The organism is Aquimarina sp. BL5, assembly GCF_003443675.1.
Taxonomy (GTDB): Bacteria; Bacteroidota; Bacteroidia; order Flavobacteriales; family Flavobacteriaceae; genus Aquimarina.
Genome location: NZ_CP031963.1, coordinates 1,246,167 through 1,264,745, shown reverse-complemented (window position 1 = coordinate 1,264,745; position 18,579 = coordinate 1,246,167). Strand labels below are relative to the sequence as shown.

General features: G+C 33.0%; 14 protein-coding genes. 6 read left to right on the top strand and 8 right to left on the bottom strand.

Translation table 11 applies throughout. From position 1 onward, the window contains the following. Positions 1-387 precede the first annotated feature (387 nt). The 4 genes from D1818_RS05455 to D1818_RS05440 all read left to right on the top strand — a co-directional run bounded on the left by D1818_RS05455 (position 388) and on the right by D1818_RS05440 (position 4,248). Positions 388-993, top strand: a complete 606-nt coding sequence (locus D1818_RS05455) for a hypothetical protein (RefSeq protein ID WP_118456778.1) — start codon at positions 388-390, stop codon at positions 991-993. A 142-nt stretch (positions 994-1,135) separates the two neighbouring features. Then, positions 1,136-2,845 (top strand): tetratricopeptide repeat-containing sensor histidine kinase, encoded by a 1,710-nt coding sequence (locus D1818_RS05450; protein WP_118456777.1) that lies wholly within the window; start codon positions 1,136-1,138, stop codon positions 2,843-2,845. Then, positions 2,838-3,587, top strand: coding sequence for a LytTR family DNA-binding domain-containing protein (locus D1818_RS05445; protein WP_118456776.1), 750 nt, complete (start codon positions 2,838-2,840; stop codon positions 3,585-3,587). Before D1818_RS05450 ends, D1818_RS05445 begins: the two co-directional genes overlap by 8 nt. 409 nt (positions 3,588-3,996) lie before the next feature. Then, positions 3,997-4,248, top strand: a complete 252-nt coding sequence (locus D1818_RS05440) for a hypothetical protein (RefSeq protein ID WP_118456775.1) — start codon at positions 3,997-3,999, stop codon at positions 4,246-4,248. A 198-nt stretch (positions 4,249-4,446) separates the two neighbouring features. Here the strand turns inward: D1818_RS05440 and recG are convergent, their stop codons facing one another. Beyond that, the gene (gene recG, locus D1818_RS05435; protein WP_118463517.1) at positions 4,447-6,549 is read right to left on the bottom strand and encodes an ATP-dependent DNA helicase RecG; all 2,103 of its coding nucleotides are present in this window, start codon (positions 6,547-6,549) and stop codon (positions 4,447-4,449) included. Positions 6,550-6,651: 102 nt separating this feature from the next. Between recG and D1818_RS05430 the strand changes: the two genes are divergently transcribed. Together D1818_RS05430 and D1818_RS05425 are read left to right on the top strand one after the other, a co-directional pair. Then, on the top strand, positions 6,652-8,772 hold the full coding sequence (locus D1818_RS05430) for a M1 family metallopeptidase (protein ID WP_118456774.1): 2,121 nt from the start codon (positions 6,652-6,654) through the stop codon (positions 8,770-8,772). Between the two features lie 8 nt (positions 8,773-8,780). After that, positions 8,781-9,704, top strand: coding sequence for a patatin family protein (locus tag D1818_RS05425; RefSeq protein ID WP_118456773.1), 924 nt, complete (start codon positions 8,781-8,783; stop codon positions 9,702-9,704). Positions 9,705-9,802: 98 nt separating this feature from the next. Here the strand turns inward: D1818_RS05425 and D1818_RS05420 are convergent, their stop codons facing one another. From D1818_RS05420 to D1818_RS05390, 7 genes are all read right to left on the bottom strand, one after another. Continuing rightward, positions 9,803-12,601, bottom strand: a complete 2,799-nt coding sequence (locus D1818_RS05420; RefSeq protein ID WP_147406184.1) for a PKD domain-containing protein — start codon at positions 12,599-12,601, stop codon at positions 9,803-9,805. Between the two features lie 671 nt (positions 12,602-13,272). After that, on the bottom strand, positions 13,273-13,797 hold the full coding sequence (locus D1818_RS05415) for a hypothetical protein (protein WP_118456771.1): 525 nt from the start codon (positions 13,795-13,797) through the stop codon (positions 13,273-13,275). A 99-nt stretch (positions 13,798-13,896) separates the two neighbouring features. Then, a complete protein-coding gene (locus D1818_RS05410) occupies positions 13,897-14,502 on the bottom strand; it encodes a hypothetical protein (protein ID WP_118456770.1) in 606 nt (201 codons plus the stop codon). A gap of 27 nt (positions 14,503-14,529) precedes the next feature. After that, positions 14,530-15,048 (bottom strand): hypothetical protein, encoded by a 519-nt coding sequence (locus tag D1818_RS05405; protein WP_118456769.1) that lies wholly within the window; start codon positions 15,046-15,048, stop codon positions 14,530-14,532. A gap of 10 nt (positions 15,049-15,058) precedes the next feature. Further along, positions 15,059-16,633 carry an FMN-binding glutamate synthase family protein gene (locus tag D1818_RS05400; RefSeq protein WP_118456768.1) on the bottom strand — a complete coding sequence of 525 codons (1,575 nt, stop codon included), beginning with the start codon at positions 16,631-16,633 and terminating at the stop codon, positions 15,059-15,061. Between the two features lie 11 nt (positions 16,634-16,644). After that, the gene (locus tag D1818_RS05395; RefSeq protein WP_118456767.1) at positions 16,645-17,928 is read right to left on the bottom strand and encodes an amidohydrolase; all 1,284 of its coding nucleotides are present in this window, start codon (positions 17,926-17,928) and stop codon (positions 16,645-16,647) included. 14 nt (positions 17,929-17,942) lie between these two features. Continuing rightward, positions 17,943-18,479 carry a DsrE family protein gene (locus D1818_RS05390; RefSeq protein WP_118456766.1) on the bottom strand — a complete coding sequence of 179 codons (537 nt, stop codon included), beginning with the start codon at positions 18,477-18,479 and terminating at the stop codon, positions 17,943-17,945. Between the last annotated feature and the right edge of the window lie 100 nt (positions 18,480-18,579).

Here is an 18,579-nt window from a genome sequence, read left to right as displayed (position 1 = left end):
TATCAGCAAGGATGAACAGTTGCGACTCACTCTTAGTAGCACGATATAATTGCCAGAGACACTCTACTTCATATGTTATTACCGTTGTGCTAGATTAGTGCTAGAAGTGTATTATATGTTGCCGGAATTTAATTCTTATTATAAAATTTAAGAACACCTGTTTTTTTAGTATCCTTAGTAATCTTGTAAAGACTTGTACGAAATAATGAATTGCATTTGGATTTTAATTTGCTTCTCTGTTTTTGATAGTTTATGCCAAAATTTTCTTGCTTTGTGCCATTTTTAGTAAAGTCTTTACCATTCTATTGTTTTTTTGCAATAGAATTACTTTTGAAGAACATAGTAATGCTATTGCATTAAATAATAACTTTTAAACCTATTTTAATTATGAGTACATTAGAAATTGAACAAACTGTAAAACAACTTAGATATCATAAAATTTTAGAAAGTGCGATTCCTATAAAGGAAGTAGAATTTAATGAACATATTAAGAGTGATGTTGCTGACAATAAACTACCTGTGATGGGAGAAACAAGTGCTATCCCCTTGAGCCCAAAAGAAGGTCTTGATAGCTCATTAAATATTCATAAACAATATTTAAATAATGTAAGAGCTATTCAACCAATAGTGCAGGCTTTTAGAAATGATCATTTCCAAAATCCTTTATCTTCTTCTTTCATTGGTATTTTTCTTTCTGCTACTGTATATGGATATGGGGAACTAAAAAAAACTTTATTTCAATATAATTTTTCTTTAGGCTCTGAAGGAAATTTACAGCTAGATATATATTTTAGTTACAATAGGGAAGTCTTAGCGGAAAAGGGAGGTAATGTGAACAAAAATAAATTTAATGTTTTTCCATATTTTCTTGTATTTCCGGAATCATCAATATTTGGCATTAATACTTTTGAGACAGTCCGAGCTTTTTTATTAGATGAAGATCCAGAAACATCAAGAGGTACAGTAACTACAGTTCAGCCTAGTGATGAATAAAATACTGTCCTAGTATAGTACTTAATGAGTTTAATCATAAGCAGGGGTATTCTCCCTGCTTTTTGTATATTGTAATGGTGTTATTCTGTTAAAAATACTAATGCTACGAACTCTTAAACTATTTTTTCTTTTAATTAGCTTTATGATCGCTAATATTTCTTTTTCACAACAAAAAAAAGAGCAAAGTCTTTTTGAAAAAGAAATTAAAATACATAGTGATCCGTTTATCAGAGAAAAGCATTTTTATAAAGCACAATCATTCTTTTTGCAAAAAGAATGGGACTCTACCTTGGTGTATTCTGCAAAACAACTTAGTCAATCAGTAAAGGATTCTAAGCTTCGGGATTATTGTCATTTTTTTAGAGCGTATAGTTTTAATAAAATAAAGTTGTTTGAAGAAGCTAAAAAAGAATTTGCCAAAATTTCTTCTGACTTTAAATTTTATACTCGTGTAAACATATATTTAGGCGAGATTGCTTTGGAGCTAAGCGAATTTCAAAAAGCGATTGATTATTTTACTAGAATAGAGAAATTAGATGTAAATGATTATGGGCTTATAGGTGTCAAAAAAAGTGGTGTAGAACATAATTTAGGGATTTGTTATTTACACCTAAAACAATATGATAAAGCGGAGTCCTATTTGTTACAAAGTATTGAAGCTCCTGAAATAAAAACCGATACGTTAAAGCTTATCCGTTTTTACGGCGGTATGGCCATTTCAAATTATGAGCAGTACAAGGACCAATTAGCGATAGGATATTTTCTAAAGGCCTATCAATTATCCAAATATACAGATGACTATACAATAAGGCAAAATACGGCACTTAATATGGCAGTGGTAGAGGAGAATAGGAAAAAATTCTCGGATGCTTTACGATATAGAAAAGAATATGAAAAATGGACAGACTCCCTGAATAACCAGAATAAAATTTGGGAAGTCGCTCAGATAGAAAAAGAATTTGCCATAAAAGAAAAACAAAAAGAAGTTAGTCTACTACAGGCAGAAAACAAAGCAAAGATAGCAGAGCGTAATGGGTTATTTTATTCTGCGATTGCATTATTAGTACTGTTAGTAACCGCTGTTTTTTTTTATAAAGAAAAAGTAAAGGTCACTAAGATTATCACAACCCAAAAAGAAGACTTGGATGCGTTAAATGCAACCAAAGATCAAATTTTATCTATTTTAAGTCACGACCTGCGTTCTTCTATCATAGCATTAAAATATAGTAATAGGTTACTGTCGGATGAATTAAATCCTAAAAAGCTTGATAACGTAAACAATCTACTTGATCAAAACAGTACTATGGTAAATAGTTTATATAATTTATTAGATAACTTATTGCATTGGGCATTATCACAAACGAAACAATCGTATTTTGAGATTACTTCGCTGCATTTGTTTCCTATTACAGAACAGGTAGTATATAATTATTTGCCGCTTATGAAAGAAAAAAATATCACGTTTACCAATAAGGTTTTAAAAAGTGATATGATCTTGGCCGATCAGGAATCTTTAAAAATAGTACTTCGTAATTTAGTTGATAATGCCATCAAATTTTCTGAACAGGAGGGAGCAATAAGCTTGTATACAGAAAATAATGATCACGGGTATTGCGACCTTATAGTAGAAGATACGGGTGCTGGGATGACAGAGGTTACTAGGTTAGAACTTTTAAAAGATTCTGTTTTATTGGCTAAAAAAGAACATGAAGATGTTATTGGTACTGGCTTAGGCTTACAGTTATGTAAGACAATGATTAAAAAAAATCAAGGGAAATTTTCTATTGATAGTACCCTAGGAAAAGGTACAAAAATGATTGTATCTTTACCCAAAGCACTAAATAATGGATAGTATAAACGTACTTATTGTAGAAGATAATCCTCACGAGAGTGACCCCCTAGTTGCGGTGCTTAAAACTCATGGCTATACTATTGTGGGTGTCGCGACAAACCTAAAAGAAGCACTTCATATTTTTTACAACACTACTACTATCGATGTTGTCATTCTAGATGTTTTTTTAGATAAAGTGCCTGATGGTATTGCTTTTGCCGAAACAATTAATGCGGTACCCAATGCTTCAAAACCTTTTGTTTTTTTAACCAGCGCTACTGATCGATCTATATTCGAAAGGGCTAAATTAACCCAACCCTTTAGTTATTTACTAAAACCTTTTAATGAGCTAGAGTTATTGTATGCTATAGAAATGGCGGTAGAACGATTCTATGCGCAAAAAGACACTTTTTTAAGCGAGGATGAGGATACGGTAATTAGTGAAACATATTTATACATTAAAAAAGGAAAAATTCTAAAGAAAGTATTTCTTGAGGATATTATTTATATAGAAGTAGAAGAAAAGTATTGTAATATCGTTACCCCAAAAGAAAAATTCGTCATTTTAATTTCACTAACTAAGATTCTGAATCTATTGGATGATACTATGTTTAGTAGAACCCACAGAAATTATGTCGTAAATATGCAAAAGATAGAAGAAATTATACCATCGGATAATCTTATTGTTCTTTCAGGAAATCATCATATTACGTTGAGCGAAAAATATAAAAATATTATAAAAAGAGTACGAACATTAAAATAATGTTCCGGCTTTATTAAGACGTATACGAGAACAAAGATTTTAAGTTAAAAAAACAATTCTCGATACATTATGTCTTGTGTTTCCACGAGTATTAATGAACTACTGGTTAGTATGTATCAAAATGTAATATCTAGATACCACATTTTTTAGATCTTATGCATACGATTCATTGTCTTATTCCATTCTTTCCCATATCGACGATATTTAAGTGTAACTTCATAATGGAAATAGAATAATAGAAAAATTGTTTCCGTTTTAATTAATAATCAGATGTAGTTTAATAATTAGTTGAAGAGAATTTTTAATGTTGGCTATGTTATTACTTTTTTGAATTAATGAATTAAAAATAATGCGGCGTGACCCGAAAAGCCAATATTGAATAGAGTAGGGACTACTTAAACTTAGAATAATGAAAACTTTTGAAGGTACATGGGTAGATTTTGCTGACCAAACTATTTTGGTAACAGAACATAAAAGAAAATTAGAAGTTCGATACGATAATGGCCAAGGTCCGTTTTATGGTCAAATCGTAAATTTTTATTCCTTTGTAATTAACGTAGATTTTGAAGATTTGTCTCCATCGACTGGCGTATTATCTGATGATGAAAATGTTATTTTCTGGAGTAATGCGACAAAATGGATGAGGGCAGACACTATATAGTTAAGTATAACAAAAGAATCATAAGCATATAGGGGGGCTCCGAAAATCTATAACTCACAAAAAGTCTTTTTTTGCATTAACTTTTCTTAACGTTATTTATAGGCTTTCGGAAAGGAAAGGTTGTCTTTGGACAGCCTTTTTCTTTTTTTAAGTAAAATTATGATTATATATTCCTAGCGATAGAATTGTATACCTTCACTAACTAATATAATTCCAAATATTTTTGTGCTTAGCTAATTGTTGATATGTAAACAACAACACTTTATTCTTTTCTAGGGACAAAGAAGGATCTTCTTTTAGAATTTTCGTGGCATAATACCTTGCAGTTTTTAGGATGTCATTATCCCGCACGATATCTGCTATTTTTAGATTTAGAACTCCACTTTGTTGGGTGCCCATAATATCTCCTGGTCCACGTAATTTTAAGTCTACTTCTGCGATATCAAAACCATCATTGGTTCTAACCATAGTTTCCAGTCTTGTTTTACTATCAGAGGATAGTTTAAAACTGGTCATTAGTATGCAAAAACTTTGTTCTGCGCCACGACCTACACGACCTCGTAACTGATGTAATTGTGAGAGTCCGAAACGTTCTGCACTCTCTATGATCATCACACTGGCATTAGGTACATTAACTCCTACTTCGATTACTGTAGTAGCAACCATAATATTGGTTTCTCCTTTTACGAAACGTTCCATCTCATAATCTTTATCCGCTGGTTTCATTTTACCGTGTACTATGGATATCTGATAATCCGGAGTAGGGAAGGAGCGAGCAATACTTTCATATCCATCCATCAAATCTTTATAATCTAAGGCTTCGGATTCCTGGATCAGAGGATATACAATATAGATTTGTCTTCCTTTCTGAATCTCATCAGCAATAAACTTAAAAACCTTTAGACGATTGCTATCATATCGATGTACCGTTTTAATAGATTTTCTTCCTGGCGGTAATTCATCAATCACGGAAATATCCAAATCTCCATACAGACTCATAGCCAATGTTCTAGGAATTGGAGTTGCGGTCATGACAAGAATATGAGGCGGATACGTATTCTTATGCCAGAGTTTAGAGCGTTGTGCTACTCCAAATCGATGTTGTTCATCTATAATTGCTAGTCCTAGATTTTTGAACTTTACTTTATCTTCTAATACTGCATGTGTACCGATAAGGATATGCAATGTACCTTCTTCTAATTCTTGATGGATTACACGACGTTCTTTCGTTTTAGAACTACCCATCAATAATTTTACATTGATGTCTAGGTCTTTAGTTAATTCTACAATTCCCTGATAATGTTGATTCGCCAAAATAGCAGTTGGAGCCATTAAGCATGCCTGAAAACCATTATCTAATGCCAATAGCATCGTCATTAATGCTACGATAGTTTTTCCTGATCCTACATCTCCTTGTAGCAAGCGATTCATCTGCGCACTACTTCCTATATCCTTTCGGATCTCTTTGATAACCCGTTTCTGTGCATTGGTTAGTTCGAAAGGTAAATGATTGTTATAGAAATTAGTGAAATATTCTCCAACTTCGGTAAACGGAAATCCCTTGATTTTCTGTTTACGGATTAATTTTTTCGTAATTAATTGAAGCTGAATATAAAAAAGTTCTTCAAACTTTAGTCGATATTGGGCCTTGGCAAGTAACTCTTGATTTTTTGGGAAGTGAATATTAAGAATTGCTTCACTTTTATGAATAAGTTTTAATTCATTGCGTATTTCTTCAGAAAGAGTGTCGTAAAACCCAGCTTTGGTATCTAGAAACAACTGCATCATCATTTTGCTAATCACACGATTGGTGATACCTCTATTTGATAATTTTTCTGTAGAGGGATATACCGGTTGCATGAGTACTTTCAGGTTTTTTTCATGTTCAGAAAGTAGTTCCATCTCTGGATGTGGCATACTAAACCCATTATAGTATTTAGTCTTACCAAAAATTACATAAGTAGTGTTTAGTTTTATATTTTCCTTAATCCATTTATGACCTCTAAACCATACCAATTCCATTTCTCCAGTATCATCCATAAATTTGGCTACTAAACGTTTTCCTCGTTTTTGCTCTACCATTTTGATATTGATGATCTTACCAACCATTTGTACTTCTGCAGAAGTGCGCTGTAGCTCATTAATTTTATAATAATTGGTTTTATCAATGTATCTATTTGGAAATAAATTAACCAAATCCTGATAGGTATGAATACCTAACTCTGTGCGCAACAGATCTGCACGAGAAGGCCCAACACCTTTTAAATAATCAATAGGAGTTTGTAAGATATTCGGATTCATTAAAGCGAAGATACTATTAATCACAAAAATGTTCAATGCTAAAGTTGTCACATTACCAGACTAAAATCGTTATTTTGGCAGAACATTTGATTATTGATTTGTATGCGATTTATTTTATATCTAATTATATGCTTTACTTCTTTTGCTATATCTGCTCAGCAGGCGGATTCAAGTTTGCTTGAGAATAATAAAAAAGAACAATCTTCGGTAGATTTTTTAAAGGGAAAAGTAAATATCTTTCTAGAAGCTAATTTTAAAAAGGTAGAAGGAAAAGTGACCTATGTGTTTAAAATACTTCAACCTACACAATCCATAAGCATTGATGCACAAAAAATGCAAATTATGGGCGTGTTATTAGATGGAGAAAAAGCAACCGTAGGGTATGATAACGAAAAGATAGAAGTTACTTCTGATTTTCAGTTAGGATCCGAACATAGTATAGAAATTCAATATATAGCAGCTCCTAAAAAAGCATTGTATTTTCTAAAGGATTATCAAGGAAACGATCAGATTTGGACACAAGGACAAGGAAAGTATACTTCTAATTGGTTACCAAGTTTTGATGATATGAATGAGAAGGTCGAATTTGATCTGACAATTAATTATGATGCGAATTATGAGGTTATAGCGAATGGAAAACTTGTTAGTAAACAAACAGTAAATGATTCTATCCAGCGATGGGAATATGACATGCAGCAACCTATGAGTAGTTATTTGCTGGCATTGGCGATAGGTAAGTATGCGAAAGTGGTAGAAAACTCTGAAAGTGGTATCCCATTAGAGATGTATTATTATCCTGAGGATAAAGACAAGTTCGAATCGACCTATAAGCATAGTAAAAAAATGTTTGATTTCCTCGAAAAAGAGATTGGATATGCATTTCCGTGGCAGAACTACAAACAGATTCCTGTAAAAGATTTTTTATATGCAGGAATGGAAAATACTGGAACAACCATTTTTTCTGATGCTTTTGTAGTAGACAAAATAGGATTTAATGATCGTAATTATATTAATGTAAATGCTCATGAATTGGCACATCAATGGTTTGGGGATTTAGTTACCGAAACTGAAGGGAAGCATCATTGGTTACAAGAAGGTTTTGCTACTTATTATGCGTTGCTTGCCGAAAGAGAAATTTTTGGAGATGAGTATTTTCAATATAAATTATACGAAAGCGCAGAGCAGCTCACCGAACAGTCCAAAGCTGCAGATGCTACTTCTTTATTAAACCCTAAAGCAAGTTCTCTTACTTTTTATCAGCGTGGTGCTTGGGCGTTACACGCCTTAAAGAATGTGATAGGAGATGCTAATTTTAAGCTTACTATCACTAATTATCTAGAGAAATACAAATTCAAAAATGTGACTACATCAGATTTTATTGTTATAGCGGAAGAAGTGAGTGGTCAGGACCTATCAGAATACCGAAAAATATGGTTAGAAGCTATTGAGTTTCCGTCTCAGGAAGCATTGGATATATTAACAACATCTACATTTATCAAAAAATATTTAAGCCTAGCCGGCGAGCGTACACAACCTTTAGTAGGAAAATGGGGCACGTTGGCGACAGCATTAGATTTTCCGATCAATGAATATCTGGGGCAAGAAGTGATTTATCAATTAGAAGGCGAAACATCTCAGGAGGCGATTGCTTTATTTACCAAAGCTTTTGAAACAAATAATATATATGTGAGACAAGCAATTGCTAACACGATGAATACTATACCAAAAGGGCTAAAAAAACAATACGAGTCCTTATTGGCGGATGAATCATATGCCACTGTAGAACCAGCATTGTACCATTTATGGGCTAATTTTCCTTCAGAAAGGAATACGTATTTAGAAGTTACTAAAGATATTATTGGGTTTCATGATAAAAATGTACGAATACTTTGGTTAGTATTGGCACTTAGTACACCAGAGTATCAAAAAGAAAAGCATCAGCAATTTTATGCAGAATTATCGAGATATGCTGCTCCTGTGCATCATTTTAGTACCCGCGAGAATGCATTTACGTATTTAGAAAGTCTTAAGGCTTTTTCTGATCAATCTCTTGTCGATTTGATGGATGGAGCGGTACATCATAATTGGAGATTTAGAAACTTTTGTAGGAAAGTACTAGATAACTTATTGAAGAGTCCTGAGATTAAAAAGAAATATGTAGATTTAAAGGATAATTTGCCAAAACGGCAGCAGAAATTTTTAGAAAAAAAATTAACCCCATAAATTAAAATATGCGTGCATTAGTAATTTCCGGAGGAGGAAGTAAAGGAGCGTATGCGGGAGGTGTAGCCCAATATTTAATGCAGGAACAAGGTAGAGCCTATGATCTTTTCTTGGGAACTTCTACAGGAAGTTTGCTAATACCTCAATTGGCATTAGGCAATGTAGATAAGGTATATGATATTTATACAAACGTTAATCAGAATACCATATTTAGTGTTAATCCTTTTAGAACTAGAAAGAAAGGAAATAGAGAGTTTGTTTCCATAAACTTTTTTAATACCGTAATGCAATTTCTGAAACGTAAAAGAACTTTTGGAGAAAGTAAAAATCTAAGAAGGAATATACGTAGAAATTTTTCTGAAATTGAATTCGAACTTGCTAAGAAAAGGGTTAAAGATATCGTAGTAACGGTATCTAATTTAACAAAAAATACTACAGAGTATAAGTCTATTAATGATTTCTCTTATGAGGATTTTTGTGATTGGATATGGATATCCTGTAATTATGTTCCTTTTATGAGTTTAGTAACCAAAAATGGTTGTGAATATGCTGATGGAGGTTTCGGTTCCATGGTTCCTATTAGAGAAGCAATCAAAAGAGGAGCTACAGAGGTAGATGCAATCATTCTGGAATCTGAGAATATGGAACATAATAAGGTCTTAGGGAAGAATCCTTTTTCTTTAATGGTCAATCTTTTTAGTTTTATGTTTGATCAGGTAGAGGGACACGATACTGTGGTGGGCAAGTTAGCAGCTAAGAATAAAGATGTAGTGCTTAATTTATATTATACACCATCTAAACTGACAGAAAACTCCTTGGTTTTTAATAAAAAATTGATGCGTAGTTGGTGGCAACAGGGTTTTGAGTATGCCGCAGAAAAAGCAAAACTTGCAGAAGAGAACAAACTGAAGGATATTGATATGGCAGGTTAATTTTCTAGCTGTGTTTATAATATAAGTAGGCCATACTAAGTTAGTCTAAATAGAGAAACTTAGTATGACCGAATTAGAATAAGATTAATATATTACTTTTAATTTGCTGTTTTAATAAATCGATCCACTAGTTTATTATTAATAAGTAAGAAATATAATCCTGAAGTAAGAGCACTAGTATCTAAGGTCTCGGGAATATCGGATCGATTGATGATAATTTGCCCTAAACTATTTACGATTTTCAGAGAATATTTTTCTTCTAATTTAGATATCCCATCGATATTTAATATTTCTCTAGTCGGGTTAGGGTATAGGGTGATTTGATCTTCTGGGGATTGAACATCTGTAACAGATAAAGATTGAATCTCGATATTTTCAGAAAAAGTACTGCATCCAACATCATTAAATACCTCTAGGGTATAAGTTCCTGTTTCTTCTGCTAAATAGCTAGAAGAGGTGGCACCTTCTATTGCTTGATTATCAAGATACCATTGGTAGGATGTGTAATTTTCTACTGTAGAAATTTCATTCGTATCTGCATTTAGATTCATTGTTGGTGATGCTGGAGTATCTGAAATATTAATTTCTATTACCGCTCGTTCTGTAGTCTGACATCCACCTAAGGTAGAGATTTCCCAATTGTATAGATAATAATAAAATCCTTCTGGCGCGGTAGTTGCGGAACTTCTTTTAATACTAATTACATTTTCTACTATATACGGGTAGTTAATATTATCATTACTTCTGAAAAGATTGGCTTCTTCCAGAAAACCTATTTCTAAATCTGTTCCTGCAGGAATATTCATATTAATATCAATGATATTTTCTCCATCAGGAATGTTTATAGTTTTTGTTTCTAGTACAGTTCCTGTAGCATCAATAAGTTGTAATGTTCTGTTTCCAGATCCTTCTGCTACTACTGTTGCTTTTTTAAGGATAATAGGTTGATCTACATCAAAGACTAGATTAAACCCTCCTCGATGAATATCTCCAGAATTAGATGGTATGTCTTGTATTCCTGTTACTGCAGATATAATAGGTTCAATAGTTCCGGCTACATAAAATGTTTGATCTTCTGTAAGGTTAGAAATATCCAAGTCAGCACCTGTAGCAATAGCTGTATTACTATCTACAGAATCATACCAGATATAACCAGAACTACCCGATGCGGTTATCGTATTGGTATCTCCAGAACATATAGATTGGTTCATATTTTCTGGTAAGGACGCAATATTAATCGTGATTAAATCTTCCTTGATATTAGTATCTTCTCCTATTGTATTAGTCGCTGTTAGTGAGATCGTATATGTACCGTTTGTTGTATAGGTATGCGTAGGATTCAGTTCTGTAGAAGTAGTTCCATCTCCAAAATCCCAAGAAACCGAAGTAATTGTATTGATAGACGTATTTATAAAACGTACTTGATCACAATCTATAGATGCCTCGAAATTAGCAATAGGAGGCTGATTATTGTTTCCAGGAGTGTAGGATCCAGAGATTTCGTAAAAACCAACAGAGGAATAATCCGAATACCCATTAGAAACATTTCCTTCTCCAACACCATCGATTTCTATAAAATAGGTTCCCCCGGCTAACGTAGTATTAATACTAGCACTAAGGTTATTAGTTGGGTTAGAGATGGCTAGTTCTTCTCCTGTACCAGTAATTATTCTGGCTTGAATATTTAGGTTTGGATAAAATGGATCTGGATCAATATTAAAATCCACTTCACCACCGGCCGTAATAAAAGAAAATAAATCTTTATCCTCTTTTGTAGAAATTAAAGCTTGATGTAATGATGGATTAATTGTTCCATCTGCGCTTACTTGTATAGGAGTAGCTTGTGTTATATCATCTGAGTGGTCATCTTCTTTATATCCAAAACCATTTCTATTACCTGATATGATTGCCATATCATCTTCTTGCGTAATGGCATCATCATATTCTCCTTTACTCCATTGTCCAATCGATCTACTAGCACTCCATCCCATAATAGGACTCCAATCTCCGTGACCAGCATAATATTGGTTTCCTGGCACACCATCGTGGGATAGTCCTAGGGTATGGCCAACCTCATGTGATCCAGTTTCTCCAGCTGATCTGGTTCCATTGTTATAAACCCAACAAGGATTATCTATATTGGTATTGGAAAAAGAATTGAGATATGCTACCCCTCCGGATCCAGGAGCTGCATCTGTGGTTGGTGTAAAAATACACATCATCCTTTGATTGATAGGAGTATTTTCGAAAGTAGCTCTATCGGTGGTTATATTAATATCAAAAGGCCTGAAATCTTCGGCCATAATTCTCCATATTTCTGTGATTTTTGCATCACTATATCCCGTTGGTTGCGCATTAATCGTTCCTCCATTAACCCACCAAGTATCACTAACTACTTCTCCATCAAAATCTAAATATACAGTATATGCAGATCCAGGAAGACTTGATAATAAAGGAGCTCTAGAAGATGCTTTATTAGTATCAGTTTCTTCTGAAGTTACTTTTTCATAATCTATACAAAGAACTTTATGAATATCGATTTTTTGAACGAGAACAGTATTCACATCATCTGAGTAATATTTATAGGCTATTTTTTCTTTATATAAAACGATATGACCAGAAATGATATTATTTTGTTTTGTAATATGAAATGTAGAGGTATTATCATTATTGACACTTCCAATAATAGAGTACGCATCTATATTACCTTCTTTTTTGGTGATTTTTCCTTCATAGAATATATCTTTTGAGACGTTAAGTGTGATTATATTGGATTTTTTATTCCAAAATGTTTGGGTAAAAGTTTTTTCATTTCCTAATTTGTAAGGTTCTTGATTTTGCGAGATACCGTTGTAAAAAACGAATAAAGCGAATGTCAAAATAAAATAGGGTTTCATAATCAAACTTTTTTGTAGGTTGTTTGTTGAAATTTGTAAAGGTTTCATGAGTGTGTGTGTTTACTTAAAAAGTTAAATACATAATATGAATTATTAGGGTGTACAAAATCTAGGATACTAATATCCATAATAGATACACCTCACTTGCTATAGAAACGGGAGGTAAGATATCACCAATTTCAATCCAAAAACTGAAATTTAAATAGACGGTTCTGGAGCACATCTATTTCTGGTATTGTTTCATTGCATGTTAGGTAGATACAACTTGAATTAAAAAAGTTATATCTAAAAAGAATAACACAAAATTCCTTTATTTATTATCCATTATATGGAAGCTTTTAGATTTTAAGCATTATTCATATGGATAGAAATAGTTAAAAACAAGATTCTTAGATAGAAAAACTATGTTTATAGGGGCTAAGGGTACTTTTGATTCAATTTCTGTACCATGTGATTATTTCCAAGTAAGAATATATTCACAAAGAAAATTAGTTTTTTAGATGATTGGTATCACAATTTAGGATCACTAAACTATTTATAATTAGTATTGTATTATTAAAACAAATCCATCATTTTATTTTAATAAAATTCTTAAATAATAAAAGCTTAGATTGTATACTTGTAAAAGGAAACTATCTTCGATTAGAAATCTAATGTTGTTCATATTTGTTTTATCCCTGAATCTTGTCAAGCATCTTTCTAGCTCTTCCAGAAACAGACTTTCTTTCATCTGATGTTAATCTTTCTAAATGTGGCACTATCCATTCTCCCAACTCAGTATCTTTTTTCGACCATTTTGTCAAAGTGTCCATTGTTTGGTTTAATACAATCCAATCGTTGTGATTTTCTAGATTGTTTTTCATTATCTTTTTAGCTTGTTCGATTTGTTTGTCGGTCATGTCTTTTTCTAACATTCCGAACAATTGAGATAGCGTCCATTGTGTTGATGCTTGATCAATTTTAGCGATTTCGGTCAAAAATCGATCAATGTAAGGAATGAGTATTGTTTTTTTCTCTTTACAAATACGTTTCATTGCATTTGAAACTCTCAATCGGACAATCTCGTCATTACTAAAATAACAATTAAATAATTCGTTGAAGAGTTCATTTTCTGCTAACACTTCCTCAACAATTTCTATGGTGTTTCCTAATGAATTCGGATGTCCACCTTTTAGTCGGTCTTCAAAAATTTTCATTTGGTTACTCTTTATGCAGTATTATCAATCGTATTTGAAGAAAAAATATAATTGAATTGTTAATGATCATTTTATAGTATTTTTATTAACTACTATTTTTTAACAACAATATAGAAATTCGATGACTTTATTATGTTTAGCAGAATATCCAATAAAACTAATATTTTCTTCATTCAATCCATAAGAAAAAACAGGTCTATTTTCCGTTTTACATTCTAGGTATGTGTCATAATCTCTAAAATCTTCTTGATTTGATTGAAGCAGAATTCCATCAGATTCTTTAAGGTTACTTGGAAAAGAAAAATTTTCTGTACTTAAGAATGATTTAGCTTTGTCGACTATATAACTTTCCATTTGTTCATCCGTTTTTATGCTAATAAGGTCATACCCATTTACTAAATCCGAAACATAAAATTCTTTTTCATATATAATTAGATTGTGGAAGTTTTTAATTCTAAAAACAGCTTTTGATTTATTTATATTACCTGAATTAAGATTTACAATAAAACTGTCTTTATCATTATTATTAGAAAAGTTAGTTATCAGTGTGTCAGTATAAGTGTTTTTTAGTTGTGTATTCGAATAGTCAAAATATACTTGTTGCTCTATTGTAATATTGATATTGGTTTCTTCAATTTTCTTCTCAGCATTTTGACAAGATATTGTAGTTAATATTACGAAAACAAGTAAATACTTTATTCTCATTTTTTCTATTACAAAGGTGTTAAATAACTAAAACAAGTCTGCCACTTCATCTTTGATAGCAGCTAAGGCTGTATCACTTGGAGAACCTTTTTCTACGACTGTGGTCAGAATCATTTCTCTCATTTTATCTGCAGAATCAACTTCTTCTTTTAAAACCGTTTTACGAATCAACGCAATGGTGCCGTTTTTAGCAGCTTTTGCAATATTCCAACATTCATCAGAGATATAAATCTGCTGTGTAAGATTATGATCAAATTCTTGCTCGATTGTATTCACAAGCAAAACTTCATAACTTTTCTTATCATCTGCTAGAGGAGGAGTCCTGAGTAGTAATTTACCCGGTGAAATTCGTTCTAAAAACAATGCCATACGTTCATATGCTTGCAATCTTAATGGTAACGATTGTTTCTGATTTTCTTTGTGTAAAAGGAATCTCCGTCTTTTTTCCTCATTATCAGTGTGTGTTTTAAAATAGTAGAATGCTAATAAGGTAATAAAAAGCGATGGTATTAATGAGATTAATAAAGGTATGATTTCTAGATTCATGTATATTGATTTATTGTTTATCAGTTTGTTTATAATGTCCTCCCAGATATGAGCAATCTTTTAAATCTTGTGTACAAGTATATGTTACAGGCGTTTTACTGTATTTAAATGAATCTTCCAGTGTTTTAGTTAGTTCGCCATCATCCACGTTTACGTCTATATCTTTCATGGTAAACTGACATGGGTGTTCATATCCGGCTGCATGGGTGATTTCTATCAATTCTTTTCTGAACGATTTAAAATATTGGGCTAGTCTATCGGATTTAAGGGGAACGTTAATTCCTTTTTGCAGCCATTTGCTCTGGGTGGCTATACCACTTGGGCATCTATTGGTATGGCATACTTGAGCCTGAATGCAACCTATACTCATCATTGCCTCTCGAGCTACATTAATACAATCCACTCCCATAGCAAATGCCATAGCAGCTTTTGCAGGAAATCCTAATTTCCCACTGCCAATAAAGACAACTCTATCTGTAAGATTATGTTTCTGAAATATTTTGTAAATCGCTGTAAATCCATAAATCCAAGGTAGTGATACATGGTCGGCAAAACTTGGTGGAGCAGCTCCAGTTCCACCTTCACCACCATCAATAGCAATAAAATCAGGGCCTCTATTAGATTTCGCCATAAGTTCTGCTAATAATTCCCATTGCTCAGTTTTACCAATAGCGGCTTTAATACCAACTGGCAATCCCGTTTCTGATGCAATATCTTCGATTAGCTGTAATAACTCAGGAACATTTTTAAAAGCTTTATGACTGGAAGGAGATAATACATCTTTCCCAACTTCTACACCTCTAATTTCAGCGATTTCACGAGTGATTTTGGCTCCTGGTAGCACACCGCCTTTTCCTGGTTTTGCGCCTTGAGAGAGTTTAATTTCAATTGCTCGTATAAATGGATTTTTTTCAACCAAATTTTTCATCTTTTCCATAGAAAAGTTTCCATCTTCAGTACGTACACCAAAATATCCGGTACCAAAATGGAAGATAACATCACCGCCATTACTATGATATGGCGATAATCCACCTTCTCCCGTATTGTGATAGGCTCCTGCTTTTTTTACTCCAATATTCAAAGAGTCTACAGCACGAGCAGAAAGCGAACCAAAACTCATAGCTGATATATTAATAGCAGATGCTGGGCGATATGGTTTTTTACGCTGATTATAAGCTCCCATTACTTTAGCACATGGCAAAAAAGTTTTATCAAGTTTATTCGGATGATCGGTATCCATTTGGAAAGGAATCATACAGTTTTTTATAAAAATATGCTGATGTTCATAGATATCTCTATCAGTTCCAAATCCTTCGTAATTATTTTCATTCTTGGATGAAGCATATACCCATCCTCTTTCAATTCTATTAAAAGGAAGTTCTTCTCTATTATTTGCGACAAAATATTGTCTCATTTCTGGTCCAATACTTTCTAAAAGATATCGAAGATGACCAACAATCGGAAAGTTATGACTTACTGTATGTTTTTTATTAAAAAACATATCTCTTATAGCTACTAGAGCGAGTGCGATCAATATCCACATCCACCAAGAGATTGAACCCAGAAAATTTAAGATAGTATCCATTATAAATTATATTATTGAGCGTTTAAATAGTCTAAAGTTAATTGAGACATTACTTTTACTCCTAATACTAAACCACTTTCATCAATATAAAAATCAGGTGTATGATGAGACGCAGCTTTTTTAGTATCCGGAGATTTTCCGCCTAAAAAGAAATAGAAACCAGGAACTACTTCCTGAAAATACGAAAAATCCTCTCCTCCAGTTGTTGCTTTAGATAAAACCACATTTTCTTTTCCGGCTATTCCCTGAATCGTGGGAAGCATTTGTTTTACCAATGCAGGGTCATTATAAGTGATCGAAGTATTGTTCTGAAAAGTTATGGTTGCATCTCCACCATATGCTTTTGCAATAGCAGGAACCATTTCGTTCATACGACGGATTATCATTTCGCGCATTTTTGGGTCAAGAGTTCTTACAGTTCCGATCATTTCTGCACTTTCTGGAATGATATTAAATCGAACTCCACTAGTAATTTTTCCAACTGTAATTACTGCTGCTTCATCTACCAATGGTGATTCTCTACTAATAATGGTTTGTAAACCATCGATTATTTTGGCCGAGATTAAAATAGGATCAACACCTGTCCAGGGAGCGGATCCATGAGTTTGTTTTCCTTTTACATCGATGACAAAACGTTCTACAGCTGCCATAGTGCCGCCTGGTTTATAACGTATCATTCCTACCGGTGTTCCAGAATTGATATGCAAGCCAAAAATAGCATCAACATCGGGTTTTTTAAGCACACCTTCTTTGATCATCAATTTTGCTCCGCCTTCTTCTCCAGGTGGTGGTCCTTCTTCTGCAGGTTGAAAAATAAACTTAACCGTACCGGATATTTTTTCTTTATTCTTACTTAAAACTTCTGCAACTCCCATCAGGATTGCGGTATGTGTATCGTGTCCACAGGCATGACTAACTCCAACTTCTGAACCAAGAAAAGTAGTTTTAACGGTAGACTTAAAAGGGACATCAGCTCTCTCGGTAACCGGAAGTGCATCAATGTCTGCTCTTAAAGCCACTACTTTTCCTTCTTTACCACCTTTTAGAATCCCTACAACTCCAGTTTTAGCTACATTTTCTGTTACTTCAAACCCAAGATCTTTAAGATGTTTTGCAATTTTCTTAGCAGTTTCGAATTCACGATTAGAGAGTTCCGGATTCTGATGAAAATCTCTTCTCCATTCGATAACCTTGCTTTCTATCTTTTCTGACATTGAATTTACATCAGGATCTATTTTTTGGGCTTGTAAAATTGAACATACTAAAAGAAAAGCGATTAATATATTTTTTTTCATAGGGTTGCGTTGAGTTAAAAATTAATGATATTGTAGTTTTCGTTTTGTAATTGTACTAAAGCGGTCATCGCTGATAAAGCAAACTGTATATTAGGATGAACATCAGACTTAGAGATGTTTCTGTGTGCTGCGGTCTGCCCGCATAAAATAATCTGAACTCCTTTTTCGGTAAGTGCCGATATCAAAGAAGTATTTGGATTGTCCAGCCCAAACTTCGAATTATAATTTTTATCGTTTAAAATATCATTAGCAGCACTTCCATGAATAACTAATCCTACTTTTAGGTTCTCCAATGAAACTCCTGCACTAGCATGCATATTAAGATATCTGGCTGCGGTATTTATAAGTGGATTGACCTTAGTACTATCTCCAAAAGATCGTCCGACATCAAAAACAGCCTTTAATTGACTTGTTGTATCTGTTTTAAAGTCAGGATTATCAACTTCGTATGTATTGCCAAATTGGGTGATAATAGTTCCTGGTTTGGATTCTTTTTGACAAAAAAGTATTCCTGGTAGTGTTGCGAGGAGAATTAAAAATGTGTGTTTCAATCTTAATTTTTTTGGTTTCTAAAGATATTCAAAAATCTATTACAGGAAAGTTAAAATGTGTTTTTGATCTTTATCTAAATAAAAAAGCATATTTCTGAAT